Origin of the sequence: Sedimenticola hydrogenitrophicus, from assembly GCF_029017505.1 — a bacterium.
In the GTDB taxonomy this organism is placed as follows: domain Bacteria; phylum Pseudomonadota; class Gammaproteobacteria; order Chromatiales; family Chromatiaceae; genus Sedimenticola; species Sedimenticola hydrogenitrophicus_A.
Window position 1 is genome coordinate 51,752 of record NZ_JAQGEI010000032.1, and the last position, 15,519, is coordinate 67,270.

Here is a 15,519-nt window from a genome sequence, read left to right on the forward strand (position 1 = left end):
GACCACCGGCCGGGGAGAACCGCACCTGTAGGAGCGGCGCCCCGCCGCGATTTTGGCCGAGTTCCTATCCGCATGGCCCAATCGTCGGGCCGATCCCGCGCACCCCACGCCTATGCGCCGGTGAGCCGTTCCAGGCGCAGCCGCTGGCGCTGGTCGAACAGTCGTCTTGAACCGATCCACACCGCCACGATGGCGCCGAGACCGGTGCCCACCGCGATCAGCAGCAGGATCATGATCTGATACTTGGCCGCCTCCAGCGGCGGGCTGCCGGAGAGGATCTGGCCGGTCATCATGCCGGGCAGGCTGACCACCCCGGCCGCCGCCATGGCGTTGATGATCGGGATCAGGCCGGAACGCAGGGCGTTGCGGCGAATCTCGCCGATCGCCCGGTCCCAGTTCTCCCCGAGCATCAGCTGCGCCTCGATCATGCCGCGCTGCTGCCAGGCGTCCCGGGTCAGGTTGTCCAGGGCGATGGCCATGCCCGACATGGTATTGCCCAGCAGCATGCCGAGTAGCGGGATCAGGTACTGGGGGGTGTACCAGGGATCGACCCGCACCACCAGATGCACCGCCAGCAGGGTGATGCTGAAGGAGGAGATGAACATGGAGAGGGTGCCGATGCCGATGCCCCAGAGCCCGCGGAAGCGGCGTTTCTGGCGCGCCATTACCTCGTAACCGGCCACCGTCAGCATGAACAGGGCCAGGGCCAGGATCGGCAGCGGCGCGCGCTGACTGAACAGGGTGTTGAGCACCAGGCCGAGCAGCAGCAGTTGCAGGATGCTGCGCAGGGCGGCGATCAGCAGCTGCCGCTCCACCCCCAGGCGCAGCCGCCAGGAGAGGGCCGACAGCGCCAGCACCAGCAGGGCCGGGATCGACAGGTCATAGGCGCTGAGTTGGATCAGTTCCATCAGGCGCTCGCCGTCTCGATCCGCCGCTCGCGGATCACCAGGTGGCGTTGCCCCACCCGGCGGCGCTGGCGCGGGTCGTGACTGACCCAGAGCACGGCGGCGCCGTGCTGTTGCGCATAATCCTGCACCAGCGCCTCCACCCGGGCGCTGTTTTCCGGGTCCAGATTGGCGGTCGGCTCGTCCAGCAGCAACACTGCCGGCTGGCGATCCAGCAGCCGCGCCAGGGCGAGGCGCTGGCGCTCGCCGCTGGAGAGACGCGCCACCTGCCACTCCAGGCAGGCCGCGTTCAGCCCCAGTTCGGTCAGGAGTTCGTTGGCCGAACCGTTGAAGTGGTCACCCACCCGGTCCTGCCACCAGTGGCTCTCCGCCGGCAGCAGGCCGACCCGCCGGCGCCACTCGGGCGGCGGCGTCTGGTCGACCGCCTGGCGGTCGACCAGGGCCGCGCCGCCGTGGGGATCGAGATCGGCAATGGCGCGCAGCAGACGGGTCTTGCCGCTACCGGAGCTGCCGGTGAGGGTGACACACTCGCCCGCCTCGATGGTGAGATCGACCGGCTCCAGATCGGCGCCCTGAAACTGCCGCAGAATCAACCGGCCCATCCCTGCTACACCTGCCGCCGGATAAAGATCAGATCCCAGACACCGTGGCCCAGCCGCTGGCCGCGCTGTTCGAACTTGGTCAGTGGGCGGTAATCGGGGCGGGGGGTGTAGTGGCCCGGTCCGGCACTGTTCTCAAACAGGGTGTCGGCCGCGGAGAGCACCTCCAGCATCTGCCGCGCATAATCCTCCCAGTCGGTGGCGGCATGGAAAAAGCCGCCCGGGCGGATCACCCGGCCCAGTTCGGCGACGAAGGCCGGGTTGAGGATGCGCCGCTTGTGGTGCCGCTTCTTGTGCCAGGGATCCGGAAAGAACAGAAACAGCCCCTGCAGCGTGGCGCTCGGGATGCACTGCTTCAGCACCTCGATGGCGTCATGGCGGAGGATGCGCACATTCCGCAGACCCCGCGCCTCGATCTGGATCAGCAGATGGCCCACCCCGGGTCCATGCACCTCGATGCCGAGATAGTTTTGCTCCGGGTGCGCCTCGGCCATGGCGGCCAGGGATGCGCCATTGCCGAAACCGATCTCCAGGAACACCGGGTGGTCATTGCCGAACAGCTGGTGAAAATCGATTGGCCGGCCGTCGTAGTCGATGCCGAAACGGGGCCAGAGGGTATCGAAGGCCCGTTGCTGGCCGCCGGTGAGGCGGCCCTGGCGCAACACGAAGCTGCGGATCGGACGGAGCGGTTTTTCCTGTTCAGGCATGATGAGGGTGTGGTCAATAAGCAGTGGGCCGGGGTCGGCTTGGTTCCGCTCTCGTGGCCGTGGATTTCGACGTCACGCCGATCCGCTACGACAACAAGCCGGTTTTCAGGCGGATTCTACACCAAACCGGCCGCACGGGTGATGGGATTCGCCGGGGCGGGGCGGGGCGGGGCGAGCGGTGAAAACCGTGGCGGGTCTGTCGCGGTGCTTGCACCCAACCCCCGACAGCGCATAGAATCTGCTGCGCACAGCGGGTGTAGTTCAATGGTAGAACGGCAGCTTCCCAAGCTGCATACGAGGGTTCGATTCCCTTCACCCGCTCCAATTTCCTCCCCCCGTTTCCGACATAATCCTATTGCCTGCATAATCAAGTCATGAAGCAACTCTACGAGTGCCGGGATCGTCTGCAAGCCCAGATGTTGCACGACGCCCTGGCGACCCATCACATCAATACCGTCATTCTGGGCGACTACCTGAGCGGTGCGGCGGGTGAGCTGTCGGCGCTGCAGTTTCCGGTGCTCTGGGTGGTTGAGGAGGAGGATTACGTGCTGGCCCGGCAATTGATCGATCGCTATCTCAGCGAACCGGAAGCGGAGCGTTTACCCTGGCGCTGCAGTCGCTGCGGCGAACTGGTGGAGGCCGCCTTCGATCTCTGCTGGAACTGCTCCACGCCGCGTGACCCATAACCGCGCTGAATCGGTCCCCCCTATCCGTTAACCCCAATCTACATACTGTAGGAGGTGCGGCACGGGGCAAAAAGGTGGGCACAGACTACGTGCCCACCCTACGCGACTACGGTGGATGCGCTGTCGCTTATCCACCCTACAAAACTGAATCGGCGCGGCGTGCTCCTATATGCCGATCCGAGACGGCATTTCCCCGCCGTTCCGCGGGTGGCACCGGGGCCAATTATGGTTCATGATTAGTGGTGCTCTGACCCGAATGGCACTTAACTTAAGGCGAATTGCAAGATTTTCGTCATTCCGGCGCAGGCCGGACAGAAGCGCGAAGCGCGTTGAACGACTGAAAGTCGACCCGAAGGGTGAGCGAAGCGAATAATCCAGGAATACCGGTACCATTTAGCAGTCTGGATCCCGGCCTGCGCCGGGATGACGGTGGTTCTTGGCTTAAGTAAGTGCCATTCTGCTCTGACCTCCGCGATCCAATCCGGCGAGCGGCAGGGTGGAAATAAGAAAACGACAATAACACGGAGTTTGTGATGGGTAAGTTATTCAAAATACTGGGTGGTCTGGTGTTGGTGCTTCTGCTGCTGATCGTGGCGGCAGTCATCATCCTGCCGATGGTCATTGATCCCAATGACTACAAGGATGAGATCGTCACCCAGGTCAAGGGGCAGACCGGACGGGATCTGACCATAGCCGGCGACCTCAAGCTCTCGGTCTTCCCCTGGCTGGGGATCGAGATCGGCGGGCTTGAGTTGAGCAACGCCCCGGGCTTTGGCGAACAGCCGTTTGCGGTGGTCAAGAGCGCGGCGATCCGGGTGAAACTGATGCCGCTGCTGAGTCGCCGGCTGGAGGTGGATACGGTGGGGCTGGACGGTTTGGCGTTGAATCTCGCCAAGTCGAAAGAGGGCGTCAGCAACTGGGATGACCTGATCAAGGAGGGCGCCCCGGCTGAGGGTGCTCCGGCTGAGGGCAAGCCCGCGGCGGGTGCGGGGCGAGGGCTGGAAGGCTTTATGATCGGCGGCGTGGATATCAGTGATGCCCGCATCCGCTGGGACGACCAGAGTGCCGGCCAGCAGTATACGGTGGACCGGTTCTTCCTCAAGAGCGGCGCCATCCGCCCGGGCAGCCCGGTGAGCCTGGAACTTGGGGCGCAGTTGCAGAGCCGGGAGCCGGAGCTGAACGCCGAAATCAAGCTGGAGGGTGAGGTCACCCTGGACGAGGCGGCCAGGATGTTGCACATCAAGGGGCTCGAGCTGCAGGTGGATGCCACCAGCCCGCTGTTCCAGAAAGAGACCATGAGTGCCAGCCTGGTGGCGGATGTCGGCGTGGCGCTGGATGGCCAGTCGCTCGCGGTGGATGGCCTCTCCATCACCGCCGATGAGCTGAAACTGACCGGCAATCTGCAGGGTAGCAACCTGGCGGCCCAGCCGGCCTTCAGCGGCACCCTGAATCTGGCGGAGCTGAATCTGCGCGAATGGCTCGGCGGGCAGGGCATGGTCGTGCCCGAGACCGCCGATCCCCAGGTGTTGACCCGCTTTGGCGCCGCTATTGAACTGGCGTCCCAGGATGATGTGACCCGATTGAACAAACTCGCCATCGTGCTGGACGATAGCAAGATCAACGGCAATGCCAGCCTGCAGGGCGGCGCGATCGGATTTGATCTGGATGTGGACAGCATCGACCTGGACCGCTATCTGCCGCCGGTGCGGGAGGAGACCGCCGCGCCTGCGCCCGCGGCACCCGCCACCCCCACCGCTGGTTCCACTGGCACCGCACCGGCGGCGACGCAGGCGGGTGGTGACGAGCCGTTGCTGCCCGTTGAGCTGTTGCGCGGGCTCAATCTCAACGGCACGCTCAAGATCGGCCAGATGATCATCCGCAAACTGACCGCCCGGGAGATACAGGTCACCGTCAAGGCCAGTCAGGGCAAGATCGATGTGCAACAGAAGATCGGCGCATTCTATCAGGGCAGCCTGGACGGGCTGGTCAACCTGAACGTGGCCGGCAAGACCCCGGTCGTGCAGATAGCGGAACAGGCCACGAATATCCAGGCCGGCCCCCTGCTGCAGGACCTGATCGCCAAGGACAAGTTTGACGGCAGAGGCAGCTTCCAGACCAAACTGCGCACCAGCGGCAACAGCATCAATGCCTTCAAGCGCGCACTCAACGGGGATCTCAGCTTTCGCTTCGAGGACGGCGCGGTCAAGGGGGTCAATCTGGCGCAGCTGCTGCGCGAGGGTCAGGCCAAGTTGAAGGGAGAAAAACTGCCGGCCGATAGCGCGCCGCCGCAGACCGATTTTTCCGAGCTGGGGGGCACGGCGGTGATCAAGCAGGGGGTGCTGGACAACCAGGATCTGCTGGCCAAGTCGCCATTTCTCCGCGTGACCGGCGCCGGCCAGGTCAACCTGGTCACGGAAACCCTCGATTACCTGATCAAGCCGGTGATCGTCAGCACCGCCGCGGGACAGGGGGGCGCCGGGCTTGAACAGCTGAAAGGGGTACCGATCCCGGTCAAGCTGACCGGTCCCTACGCCTCGCCCGATTACACCATCGACTGGGCCCAAGTGGTGACCGCCTCGCAGAAGGCCAAGCTCGAAGAGAAGGAGGCCGAGCTGAAACAGCGCCTTGAGGAGAAGAAGCAGGAGACCAGAGAAAAACTGGAGGACAAGCTGAAAGACCGCCTAAAGGGGCTTTTTAACTGATTTTTAGTGCCGTAGTGTGACGTTTGCCGCTGAATTCATTTGAGAACGGGGCAGCGATCCCCTATCATGTCGCCAGGGATACTGCTGGGTCAGCGCCTGGCGGGAACTGCGTGGTAAAAACAAGATAATTCTAGGAGATGACGATGACCAAGAGCACCCTTAAGAAGCTGGCCGCGATGGCGCTTACTCTGGGTTTGGTGACAGGCTGTGCCAGTACCGAACAGATGAATCAGATGCAGGCGGATATCACCAAGGCTCAGGATGATGCCGCCGCAGCACTTTCTGCCGCCCAAAGCGCCAGCCAGACTGCAGGTGATGCTGACCGTAAGGCGGATGCCGCGATGAATGCCGCCAATGCCGCACAGGCCGCCGCCGATGAGTGTGCGGAGAAATGTGACCGCATCATGCAGAAATCGATGGCAAAATAAATCTTGCCCGCACTACTGAAAGGCCCGTTGGCGAAAGCCACCGGGCCTTTTTTTGGCTATGTACCAGTTAGGCGTTGCATGAGAGACCGTGCTTTTGTCGGAGTGGCCGCTTCCGGCATCCTGCCTCCCGCGGCATTAGCACTTCCTTGTGCGTCGCTTTGCCGCGAAAACCTTCGCGCCAGGGGCGCCCCTATCGGGGTGATTCACCAAGCTTGATCAACACCAACAACTAACTCGGATAGAGCCGAATGGCACTTACTTAATTCAAGAATCACCGTCATTCCGGCGCAGGCCGGGATCCAGACTGCTTAATGGTGGCGGTATTCCTGGATTATTCGCCTCGCTCACCCTTCGGGCCGACTTTCAGTCGTTCAACGCGCTTCGCGCTTTTGTCCGGCCTGCGCCGGGATGACGAAAATCCTGCGATTCGCCTTAAGTAAGTGCCATTCGGACATAGCCCTTTTTTTGGCCCGCATCCCAAGCGGACACAGGCCGCCCCGTGGGCGCCGAGAATCCCTGCAGTGAACCCGGAAAAGCTACTCGGCAGTGGAGAGCGACAACGCGTTCGCCTGCGGTGCCGTCGATTGATACGCCGGTGCCGATGCAGGCATCGGCGCCGCAGTGACCGGTACCGGGATGCCGCGCTGCCCCAGGGCGGCCTGTTTCAGCGCCTCCCAGTCCGGTTTCGGCCCACGCGGGCCCAGGGCAGCGACAACGGCCCTCACCAGCGGCGTGAAATTGATCCCTTCCCGGGCCCGCTGCTCGCTCAGGGGCGGATGCGCCTCCACGTAGAGGCGGCCGTTTTCCCAGCCGGCCTTGTAAGGCTCGTCGATGATGCGTACCGGGGTATTGGCTTCGACCTGCTCAAACAGGGCGGTGATATCCTCGGGGTAGAGGCGGATGCAGCCGTGGCTGACCCGCATCCCCACACCGTAGGGCTTGTTGGTTCCATGCAGCAGATAACCGGCCATGCTCAGGTAGATGGCGTGGCTGCCGAGGGGGTTGTCCGGTCCCGGTTTCACCACGGCCGGCAGTGGATCGCCATTCTCGGCATGCTCCCGGCGGATCGACTCCGGCGGGTACCAGCTCGGCCGGTACTGTTTGCGCGTGACCCGGGCCTGGCCCGTCGGTGTGCTCCAGCCCTCGCGTCCGATCCCCAGTGGATAGGTGACCACCCGGTTCTCCCCCTTGGGAAAATAATAGAGCCGCAACTCGGCCAGGTTGATCACGATCCCTTCACGCGGGCCGGGCGGCAGGATGAAGCGGCCGGGCAGGGTCACGGTCGTGCCCTCGCCGGGGAGCCAGGGGTCCACCTGTGGATTGCTCTCGGCCATCTCCATATAGCCGAGGCCGTTGGCCCGGGCAATGTCGGAAAAGGTGTCCTCGTAGCGGGTCTGGACCTGGCGGACTTCGCCGACGATATCGTTGCCCGCTTCAGGCAGGGGAAAGCTCAGGGCGTTGCCGATGCCGGGCAGAAGGGCGAACAGGGTGCAGACAAATCCGGACAGAAGTGATTTCACGGTCATTTATTGGGTTGTTAAACATGATCTTATTGTGACATAAAGCGTCCGGGCCGTCTGCGAAACGGTCGGCAGGTTATATTCAAGGGAAGTTCATGCGGCAGGACCCAAGACAGTTTGCGGAGCGCATCATCACCTGGTACCACCGCCATGGGCGCCAGGACCTGCCGTGGCAGCAGGATCCCACCCCCTACCGGGTCTGGGTCTCCGAGATCATGCTGCAGCAGACCCAGGTGACCACTGTCATTCCCTACTATGCACGCTTCATGCAGCGTTTCCCCGGGCTACGACAACTGGCCGAGGCGGAGCTGGACGAGGTGTTGCACCTCTGGTCCGGTCTCGGCTATTACGCCCGGGCGCGCAATCTGCACCGGGCGGCGCGGACCGTGCTGGATGAACAGGCCGGCCGGTTTCCCGCCACCCTGGAGTCACTCATGGCGCTGCCGGGGATCGGCCGCTCCACCGCGGGCGCCATCCTGTCGCTGGCGCTGGAGCAGCCCTTGCCGATCCTGGACGGCAATGTGAAACGGGTCCTGGCGCGCTGTTTTGCCGTACCCGGCTGGCCCGGCAAGGCGGACGTTCAGAAACGGCTCTGGTCCCTGTCCGAGCGGCTCACCCCGCCAACCCGGACCCGCGCCTACAACCAGGCAATGATGGATCTGGGCGCCACCCTCTGCCGGCGCGCCAACCCGCTGTGCGACGCCTGTCCCCTGATGCGGCAATGCCGGGCGCGCGCCGAGGGCGACCCCGGCGCCTACCCGCAGGCCAAGCCGCGTGCCCAACTGCCCAGCCGTAAAGTGGTGATGCTGCTGATCCATGATGGCCGCGGCCGGCTGTTGCTGGAGGCGCGTCCGCAAAGTGGCATCTGGGGCGGTCTCTGGGGATTGCCGGAATATACCGACCGGGCGGCGGCGGAGGCCGGGCTGGCCGCCCGTTTCGGCGAGGTTTCTCAGGCGATTGACTGGTGGCCGCAGCGGCGCCACACCTTCAGTCACTTCCACCTGCTGATCACCCCGCTAGTGGTTCGGATCGGCGGGCAGCCGGAATGCGTCATGGATGGCGACGGTAGAGTTTGGTATAACACCAATGAACCCGACCCACGCGGCCTGGCCGCACCGGTATCGCGTCTGATTGAAGAACTAAAACAGCGTTTAGAGGAGAGGTCCGATGAGCCGTATGGTGGAATGCGTTAAGTTGAACAAGATGGCCGAAGGCCTGGAACGACCGCCCTACCCGGGCGAGCTGGGGCAGCGGGTGTTCGACAACATCTCCAAAGAGGCGTGGCAGTTGTGGCAGCAGCAGCAGACCATCCTGATCAACGAGAACCGGCTCTCCCTGGCCGACCCCAAGTCCCGTGTGTTCCTCGAAGAGCAGATGGTCAAGTTCCTGTTCGAAGATGGCGGCACCCAGGTCAAATTCACCCCCTGAGCCGGAGGTCGCCTGGCAGACCCCGTCGTCCTCCAAAGCAACAAGGGGGCGAAAAAGTCTGCCGGCGGCGGCTTAATACAATTCCCACTTGACTCAGACGGCGGGTATCGGTTTAATACGCCCTCGCCAAGGCTAGGTAGCTCAGTTGGTAGAGCAGCGGATTGAAAATCCGCGTGTCGGCAGTTCGATTCTGTCCCTGGCCACCATCCAATAAAACGGCCCGCATTCATGCGGGCCGTTTTGCGTTTTAGCTTTCGGTAACGTCCCGATGGATCGATGACAAAAGGCACACGTTGTGCTAGCTTTTGGGTATGAAAACCTTCGCATGGAATTCAGAGAAAAATGATCTTCTCAAAGCGGAACGAGGTATCTCTTTCGAAGAAATAGTTCTTAATATCCAGCTGGGAAATGAAGTCGATATCTTCGAACACCCGAATCAAGGGCGATATCCCGGGCAAAAAGTCTCGGTTGTGCTGGTCGAGTGTTACGCCTATCTCGTCCCATTCGTTGAAAGCGAGGAGGAGATTTTTCTGAAGACCATCATCCCTAGCCGAAAGGCCACGAAGCAATATGTGGGTGGTTTAAATGAGTAAACTGAAATTGGAAGAGAAAGAGATCCTGGAAGCATTCGAGGCGGGTAGGCTCAAGCGCGTCAAAAACGCCGAGAAGGAGATTGAGGAGCACCGGATCGTTGCGGAAGAGACTTTCAAAAAGGATGCGCGGATAAATATCCGGCTGTCGTCGCGGGACCTCCGGGCGCTTCAGGTGCGGGCGCTGAAAGAGGGAATCCCCTATCAAACTCTGGTCTCAAGCGTGCTGCACAAGTTTGTCGATGGGCAACTCATCGATAAATTGGCTAATAAATAGCTCCTCCGGGATTACTCCAGCCGGTCCAGCGGACTTGTTACACCACCCCCACCTTTCCCCAGCACATGGGTATAGATCATCGTCGTGGTCACATCGGTATGCCCCAGCAGCTCCTGAACCGTCCGAATATCCGAGCCTGATTCCAGCAAATGGGTTGCAAAGGAGTGTCTCTTATGCCGAATTCGGCATAAGCGTCACGCCTACGCCACCCATCTGCTGGAGGCGGGGCTGGCGGTCAACCGGCTCCAGCACCTAATGGGCCATCGGGATATCCACAGCACCCTGGGTTATCTGCACTGGCTGCCGCGCTACAATAGCCGCGAGCGGGTGCAGTGTGATCTGATCGCCCGCCTGGGAGCGCCGACGTGAGCCTGGGGCTGCAGCAGGTGTTGGCGGCGCACCTGCCGCACTACTGTGCCACCCATCGACTGGACGCCCGCCGGACCCGGGTCTGCGAGCATATCCAGCAGTGCCGGACCGAAGCGCTGGGCGGCTACCAGTTGACCTGTGACCGCTGCGGTCATGACCAGTCCCAGTACTTCGCCTGCCGTGACCGGCATTGTCCCCTGTGCCAGCAGCGGGCCAGCCAACAATGGGCTGAGCGGCAACAGCGGGCGGTGCTGCCCGCCGCCTACCACCACCTGGTGTTCACCCTGCCGGATACGCTCAACGGCTGGGTACAACTGCACCCGGACGTGTTCTATCGGGCGCTGTTCGCTGCCGTCTGGCAGACGCTCAAGGCCTTTGCGGCAGACCCGAAGCGGTTGGGCGGTCAGCTGGGGATGACCGCGGTGCTGCACACCTGGGGCCAGACCTTGACCCAACATGTCCACCTGCACTGCCTGGTGCCGGGTGGCGTACTCACCGATCAGGGCAGCTGGAAGGCAGCGAGAAGCACTTACCTGTTCCCGGTCAGGGCCCTGTCGCGCCACTTCCGGGGTCACCTGGTCGGTCGCCTGCGCAAGCTGTTTGAGGCTGGCGCACTGTGCCGGGTGACAGCCGCCGACGTGAGCGCGCGACTGGATGCGTTGATGGCCAAGGAGTGGGTGGTGTTCAGCCGGCCCTGTGAGCACGCCACCCGGTCGGTGGTGAACTACCTGGCCCGTTACAGCCACCGCACCGCCATCAGCAACCAACGGATCCTGGCGATGGATGAAGAGACGGTCAGCTTCCGTTACAAGGACTATGGCGACAGTGACCGGCAGAAGGTGATGCACCTGAGCCATACGGAGTTCATCCGCCGCTTCCTGCTGCATGTATTGCCAAAGGGGCTGATGCGGATCCGCCACTTTGGTTACCTGGCCAACTGCTGTCGGGAAAAGCGATTAGCGCAGATCCGGGCGGCGATGGCCGAGGCGACACCGAGCGAACCGGAAACGGTACTCCACCCCTCCGGCCCGGAGGTGGAAACCTGGCCCTGTCCGGCTTGCCGAACCGGTCGGCTGCGGGTCGTGGCGGAACTGCCACCCCGACGCCCCGGCGGTGGGTGACGCCGACACCGATGCAAGGGGAGAATGGGGGAGAGACAACAGGCCCCAGGGTCTGACGGGCAGGTAGTGGCCAAGGGCTGGAAAATGAGGCATTATGAAGAAAAATCGTTGTACGAGACGATCGATAGCCTTCAGGAAGCGGGGCCGACACCAGTGATACGGAAGACCTTCCTGCGCTATCACCCCAAATAGCGAACCACCGGGCAGCCGGTAGAAAAACAAATGCTTATTAATAGAGTTGGGCAACCCTATCGAGTGCGGCTCAGTTCAACAGGCATTTATGCCGCATGCTGGGCACGCGGCATAAATGCTTAAATGTTATATTGCAAGAGCAAGGCCGGGTAGTAGATATTACCCGGCCACCCGGAAAGGTTTTAGTTTCGGCCAGCAATTACGCCACCATCCACGTCCCAAATGGCACCTGTCACCCAGCTTGCATCACTGCTGAGCAGGAAGCTGATCGCATTGGCAACATCTTCGGAGGTGCCGATCCTTCCAATTGGATGAAATTCATCAAACGTGGCAAGCGTTTTATCGATTTCACTCGGTTCAATGAAGGATTCGTAAATGGGGGTCTTCACCACAGCAGGAGAAACGGCGTTTACACGGATATTCTTATCAGCCAATTCCATCGCCATATGCTGCGTTAGCGCATGTAAGCCGGCTTTAGCCATTGAATACGCCGATGAGGGCGTGGCTTTGATGGCTTGCTTTGCCCACATTGAGCCAACATGCACAATGGAACCGCCACCATTTTCTGACATATTCTTGGCCACAGCCTGTGAGATGAAGAATGCAGCACGGTTTAGCTCCAGGTAGGTATCGTAGTCCTTGCCTTCATGCTCAAGAAATGGTGTTGGTTTGAACTTGCCTGCCGCATTTACAAAATATTTTATATGGCGGTCGTGATTTGCGACAAAATCAAGTATGCGCTGAACGTCGTTGGCTTCGTATAGGTTTGCCTGGAGTGTTTCAATGTGTCCCATTCCTGCAAGATCATGCTTGGCAGCTTCCAGTTTCGAGGATGAACTGCCAATAATTACCGTATGAATGCCTCGGTTGAGCAACTGCCTTGCGGTCGCTAAACCCATTCCACTGGAGCCACCCACAATCAAGGCCAAAGAACTAGTTGTGTTTTCCATCTGATTACCTCCACAGGTAGATAGTAAAGTGTGGACATAGATTAGAGAAACTGTAGGCTATTGAAAATCAGGCACAATTTGGTGCGGTAGGTACTTATTGGTACATGTTGATGAAAGAACAGGGAAAAATATTTCTGAGGAAATCAGCGCCTGAGAAAAGTGCGCGGATGGTTGAGACCATATACGGCTGTAAGTGGTCACTCACTGTTTATCAACTTCTGGCAAACGGAATCAACCGGCCTGGGGCAATGGTCCGTAGCGTTGAGGGCTTAACCACCAAGGTGCTTAACGAATGCCTAAGGAAGAATGCGAAATTTGGTATTTTGGAACGTATTACCTACAACGAGGTGCCACCCCGTGTTGAGTACAAAGTAACCGAATTCGGCACCAAATTTATCCGTATTCTTGACGAGCTTGAAAAACTACAAAGCGAGATTGAAAGTGAAATATAACAAGGCAATGCACGCGACGATGCGCGTGATTGCAGCGTTGAACTAAACCGCTTCGCGGTAGCCTCTCCAAACCACCCTTTTCCCGTCATCCCCCACACTTTCCAGAGACCAATCCCGGTCTTGCCACAGGAGAGTGATGATGACTCCGTTACGTCAACAGATGATCGAGGCCATGCAGCAGCATGGCTTTTCCCCGCGTACCCATGAGTGCTACCTGCGTGCGGTCACCGACCTGGCGCGTTTCACCCACCGTTCGCCCGACCAACTCACCACCGATGATCTGCAAGCCTACTTCGCCCACCTGGTCCGGGAGCGCCAGCTGGCCAATGCCAGTTGCCGGCTTTATCTCAACGGCATCCGCTTTTTCTATCTCCAGGTATTGGGCTGGGAGCACTTCGACGTGCCCATTGTGCTGCCCAAACGACCGCAGCAGATCCCGGAGCTGCTGACCCGCAAGGAGGTGGCGGCGATCATCCGCGCCTGTCACAACGACAAGCACCGGATGATGTTGCTGACCTGCTACGGTTGCGGCCTGCGGGTCAACGAACTGGTCGCGCTCAAGGTGCGCCACATCGACGGCGAACGCCGCCTGTTGCGAGTGGAGCAGGGCAAGGGCCGCAAGGATCGGCTGGTCACCCTGTCCGATCAACTGCTGGAGCGGCTGCGCCGGTACTGGCGGACGTATCGTCCGACCGATTGGCTGTTTCCCGGCAGCGAACCCTTCTCGGACCGGCACCTGCATGCCGCCACCATCCAGCGCGTGTACAAACGCTGCAAGGCACAGGCCGGCATCAGCAAACGCGGCGGCATTCACGCCCTGCGCCACGCCTACGCCACCCACCTGCTGGAGGCGGGACTGGCGGTGAACCGGCTGCAACACCTGATGGGCCACCGGGATATCCACAGCACTCTCGGTTATCTGCACTGGCTGCCGCGCTACAACAGCCGCGAGCGGGTGCAGTGCGACCTGATAGCCCACCTGGGAGCCGGCTCATGAACCGGGGGCTGCAGCAGGTGTTGGCCGCCCACCTGCCGCATTACTGCGCCACCCATCGGCTGGATACCCGCCGCGCCCGGGTCTGTGAACATATCCTGCAATGCCGGACCAAAGCCCTGGGTGGCTACCAACTGGCGTGTGACCGTTGCGACCATGACCAGGCCCAGTACTTCGCCTGCCGTGACCGGCACTGCCCCCTGTGCCAGCAACGCGCCAGTCGGCAGTGGGCCGAGACCCAGCAACAAGCGGTGCTGCCCGCCACCTACTACCACCTGGTATTCACCCTGCCGGACAGCCTCAACGGCTGGGTACAACTGCATCCGGACGTACTGTATCGGGCGCTGTTCGCGGCCGTCTGGCAGACGCTCAAGACCTTTGGGGCAGATCCCAAACGATTGGGTGGGCAACTGGGGATGACGGCCGTCCTGCACACCTGGGGCCAGACCCTGACCCAACACGTCCACCTGCACTGTCTGGTGCCCGGTGGGGTACTGACGGATCAGGGCAGTTGGAAGGCAGCAAGAAGCACTTACCTGTTCCCGGTCAGGGCCCTGTCGCGCCACTTCCGGGGTTGCCTGGTCAGTCGCCTGCGCGCCCTGTTTGACGCGGGCCAACTGCCCCGGGTTACGGCGGCCGACGTGAGCGAGCGGCTGGACGCCCTGATGGCCAAGGCGTGGGTGGTGTTCAGCCGACCCTGTGAGACGTCGACCGATCAGGTTATCCGCTACCTGGCCCGCTACAGCCACCGCACCGCGATCAGCAACCAGCGCATCCTGGCGATGGACGAGGAGACGGTCAGCTTCCGTTATCAGGACTATGGCGACGCTGACCGGCAGAAGGTGATGCACCTGAGTCATATGGAGTTCATCCGCCGCTTCCTGCTGCACGTGCTGCCTCAGGGACTCATGCGGATTCGCCACTTCGGCTACCTGGCCAACTGCTGTCGGGCCAAGCGATTAGCGCAAATCCGGGTGGCAATTGCCCAGGCCGAGGCGACGCCGGTAGAGCCGGAAACGGTACTCCACCCCAGCGGCCCGGAGATGGAGACCTGGCCTTGCCCAGCCTGTCGAATCGGCCGATTGCGGATTGTGGGTGAGCTGCCGGCCCAACGGCCCGGCGGTAGGTGACGCCGGTACCATTGCACGGGGATGAAGGGGGGGAGACAACAGGCCCCAGGGGGCTGACGGGCAGGTAGTGGCCAAGGGCTGGAAAATGAGGCATTATGAAGAAAAATCGTTGAGCGGAACGATCGATAGCCTTCAGGAAGCGGGGCCGAAATGCACAACACGGATACCCTTCCTGCAAGACCAGCGAAAATAGCGATCAATCGGCCAGCCGGTAAAAAAACAATTTCTTATTAGTAGAGTTGGGCAACCCTATCGGGGCGGCTCAGTTCAACAGGCATTTATGCCGCATGAAGGGCACGCGGCATAAATGCTTAAATGTTAGGAGCAATACGCCATGTATGAAGCAACGGAATGTGTTACTTGTAGAGTAATGTTGATAGAAGAAAGAAATTGCCAAAGGGAGCCCTGCCCTAAGTGCGGTGGAATACCCAGAAAATATTTAGAAGAGTGCAAAGAGGAGATAAAAATC

General features: G+C 61.0%; 17 protein-coding genes, 2 tRNA genes and 1 pseudogene. 14 read left to right on the forward strand and 6 right to left on the reverse strand.

The genetic code is table 11. From position 1 onward, the window contains the following. Positions 1–110 precede the first annotated feature (110 nt). Genes O9K64_RS17910 through trmB form a run of 3 tightly spaced genes read right to left on the reverse strand, consistent with a single transcriptional unit; the run spans position 111 to position 2,211 of the window. A complete protein-coding gene (locus tag O9K64_RS17910) occupies positions 111–908 on the reverse strand; it encodes an ABC transporter permease (protein ID WP_275099474.1) in 798 nt (265 codons plus the stop codon). Then, positions 908–1,507, reverse strand: coding sequence for an ABC transporter ATP-binding protein (locus O9K64_RS17915; RefSeq protein WP_275099475.1), 600 nt, complete (start codon positions 1,505–1,507; stop codon positions 908–910). Before O9K64_RS17915 ends, O9K64_RS17910 begins: the two co-directional genes overlap by 1 nt. Before the next feature lie 5 nt (positions 1,508–1,512). Then, a complete protein-coding gene (trmB, locus tag O9K64_RS17920) occupies positions 1,513–2,211 on the reverse strand; it encodes a tRNA (guanosine(46)-N7)-methyltransferase TrmB (protein WP_275099476.1) in 699 nt (232 codons plus the stop codon). Positions 2,212–2,461: 250 nt separating this feature from the next. On the opposite strand from trmB, the gene O9K64_RS17925 reads away from it, so the two are divergent. The 4 genes from O9K64_RS17925 to O9K64_RS17940 all read left to right on the forward strand — a co-directional run bounded on the left by O9K64_RS17925 (position 2,462) and on the right by O9K64_RS17940 (position 6,027). Continuing rightward, positions 2,462–2,535: transfer RNA gene (locus tag O9K64_RS17925), tRNA-Gly, on the forward strand. Positions 2,536–2,585: 50 nt separating this feature from the next. Next, positions 2,586–2,897, forward strand: a complete 312-nt coding sequence (locus O9K64_RS17930; protein ID WP_275099477.1) for a DUF2007 domain-containing protein — start codon at positions 2,586–2,588, stop codon at positions 2,895–2,897. Between the two features lie 533 nt (positions 2,898–3,430). Then, a complete protein-coding gene (locus O9K64_RS17935) occupies positions 3,431–5,599 on the forward strand; it encodes an AsmA family protein (protein ID WP_275099478.1) in 2,169 nt (722 codons plus the stop codon). 143 nt (positions 5,600–5,742) lie between these two features. After that, positions 5,743–6,027 (forward strand): Lpp/OprI family alanine-zipper lipoprotein, encoded by a 285-nt coding sequence (locus tag O9K64_RS17940; protein ID WP_275099479.1) that lies wholly within the window; start codon positions 5,743–5,745, stop codon positions 6,025–6,027. 536 nt (positions 6,028–6,563) lie between these two features. On the opposite strand, the gene O9K64_RS17945 is transcribed toward O9K64_RS17940, so the two are convergent. After that, entirely contained in the window at positions 6,564–7,547 is a 984-nt protein-coding gene (locus O9K64_RS17945) for a L,D-transpeptidase family protein (RefSeq protein ID WP_275099480.1), read from the reverse strand. A gap of 95 nt (positions 7,548–7,642) precedes the next feature. On the opposite strand from O9K64_RS17945, the gene mutY reads away from it, so the two are divergent. The 5 genes from mutY (at position 7,643) to O9K64_RS17970 (ending at position 9,842) form a co-directional block, all read left to right on the forward strand. Then, complete coding sequence (gene mutY / locus O9K64_RS17950) at positions 7,643–8,740, forward strand: A/G-specific adenine glycosylase (RefSeq protein ID WP_275099481.1); 1,098 nt, start codon at positions 7,643–7,645, stop codon at positions 8,738–8,740. Continuing rightward, positions 8,715–8,975, forward strand: a complete 261-nt coding sequence (locus tag O9K64_RS17955; RefSeq protein WP_275099482.1) for an oxidative damage protection protein — start codon at positions 8,715–8,717, stop codon at positions 8,973–8,975. The genes mutY and O9K64_RS17955 overlap by 26 nt, the downstream gene beginning before the upstream one ends. Before the next feature lie 130 nt (positions 8,976–9,105). Further along, positions 9,106–9,181: transfer RNA gene (locus O9K64_RS17960), tRNA-Phe, on the forward strand. A gap of 105 nt (positions 9,182–9,286) precedes the next feature. Then, entirely contained in the window at positions 9,287–9,568 is a 282-nt protein-coding gene (locus O9K64_RS17965) for a BrnT family toxin (protein WP_275099483.1), read from the forward strand. Beyond that, positions 9,561–9,842, forward strand: a complete 282-nt coding sequence (locus O9K64_RS17970; RefSeq protein WP_275099484.1) for an antitoxin — start codon at positions 9,561–9,563, stop codon at positions 9,840–9,842. The genes O9K64_RS17965 and O9K64_RS17970 overlap by 8 nt, the downstream gene beginning before the upstream one ends. 11 nt (positions 9,843–9,853) lie before the next feature. On the opposite strand, the pseudogene O9K64_RS17975 reads toward O9K64_RS17970, so the two are convergent. Then, positions 9,854–10,012: pseudogene (locus O9K64_RS17975) on the reverse strand (tyrosine-type recombinase/integrase); the annotation flags it as partial. 10 nt (positions 10,013–10,022) lie between these two features. Between O9K64_RS17975 and O9K64_RS17980 the strand changes: the two are divergent. Together O9K64_RS17980 and O9K64_RS17985 are read left to right on the forward strand one after the other, a co-directional pair. Then, a complete protein-coding gene (locus tag O9K64_RS17980) occupies positions 10,023–10,211 on the forward strand; it encodes a tyrosine-type recombinase/integrase (protein WP_275099492.1) in 189 nt (62 codons plus the stop codon). A gap of 2 nt (positions 10,212–10,213) precedes the next feature. Further along, complete coding sequence (locus O9K64_RS17985; protein ID WP_275099493.1) at positions 10,214–11,332, forward strand: IS91 family transposase; 1,119 nt, start codon at positions 10,214–10,216, stop codon at positions 11,330–11,332. A 374-nt stretch (positions 11,333–11,706) separates the two neighbouring features. On the opposite strand, the gene O9K64_RS17990 is transcribed toward O9K64_RS17985, so the two are convergent. Beyond that, the gene (locus O9K64_RS17990) at positions 11,707–12,474 is read right to left on the reverse strand and encodes an SDR family NAD(P)-dependent oxidoreductase (protein WP_275099485.1); all 768 of its coding nucleotides are present in this window, start codon (positions 12,472–12,474) and stop codon (positions 11,707–11,709) included. A gap of 110 nt (positions 12,475–12,584) precedes the next feature. On the opposite strand from O9K64_RS17990, the gene O9K64_RS17995 reads away from it, so the two are divergent. The 3 genes from O9K64_RS17995 to O9K64_RS18005 all read left to right on the forward strand — a co-directional run bounded on the left by O9K64_RS17995 (position 12,585) and on the right by O9K64_RS18005 (position 15,050). Further along, positions 12,585–12,926, forward strand: coding sequence for a winged helix-turn-helix transcriptional regulator (locus O9K64_RS17995; protein ID WP_275099486.1), 342 nt, complete (start codon positions 12,585–12,587; stop codon positions 12,924–12,926). A gap of 139 nt (positions 12,927–13,065) precedes the next feature. Further along, on the forward strand, positions 13,066–13,923 hold the full coding sequence (locus O9K64_RS18000) for a tyrosine-type recombinase/integrase (RefSeq protein ID WP_275099487.1): 858 nt from the start codon (positions 13,066–13,068) through the stop codon (positions 13,921–13,923). Next, a complete protein-coding gene (locus O9K64_RS18005) occupies positions 13,920–15,050 on the forward strand; it encodes an IS91 family transposase (RefSeq protein WP_275099488.1) in 1,131 nt (376 codons plus the stop codon). The genes O9K64_RS18000 and O9K64_RS18005 overlap by 4 nt, the downstream gene beginning before the upstream one ends. Positions 15,051–15,519 lie beyond the last annotated feature (469 nt).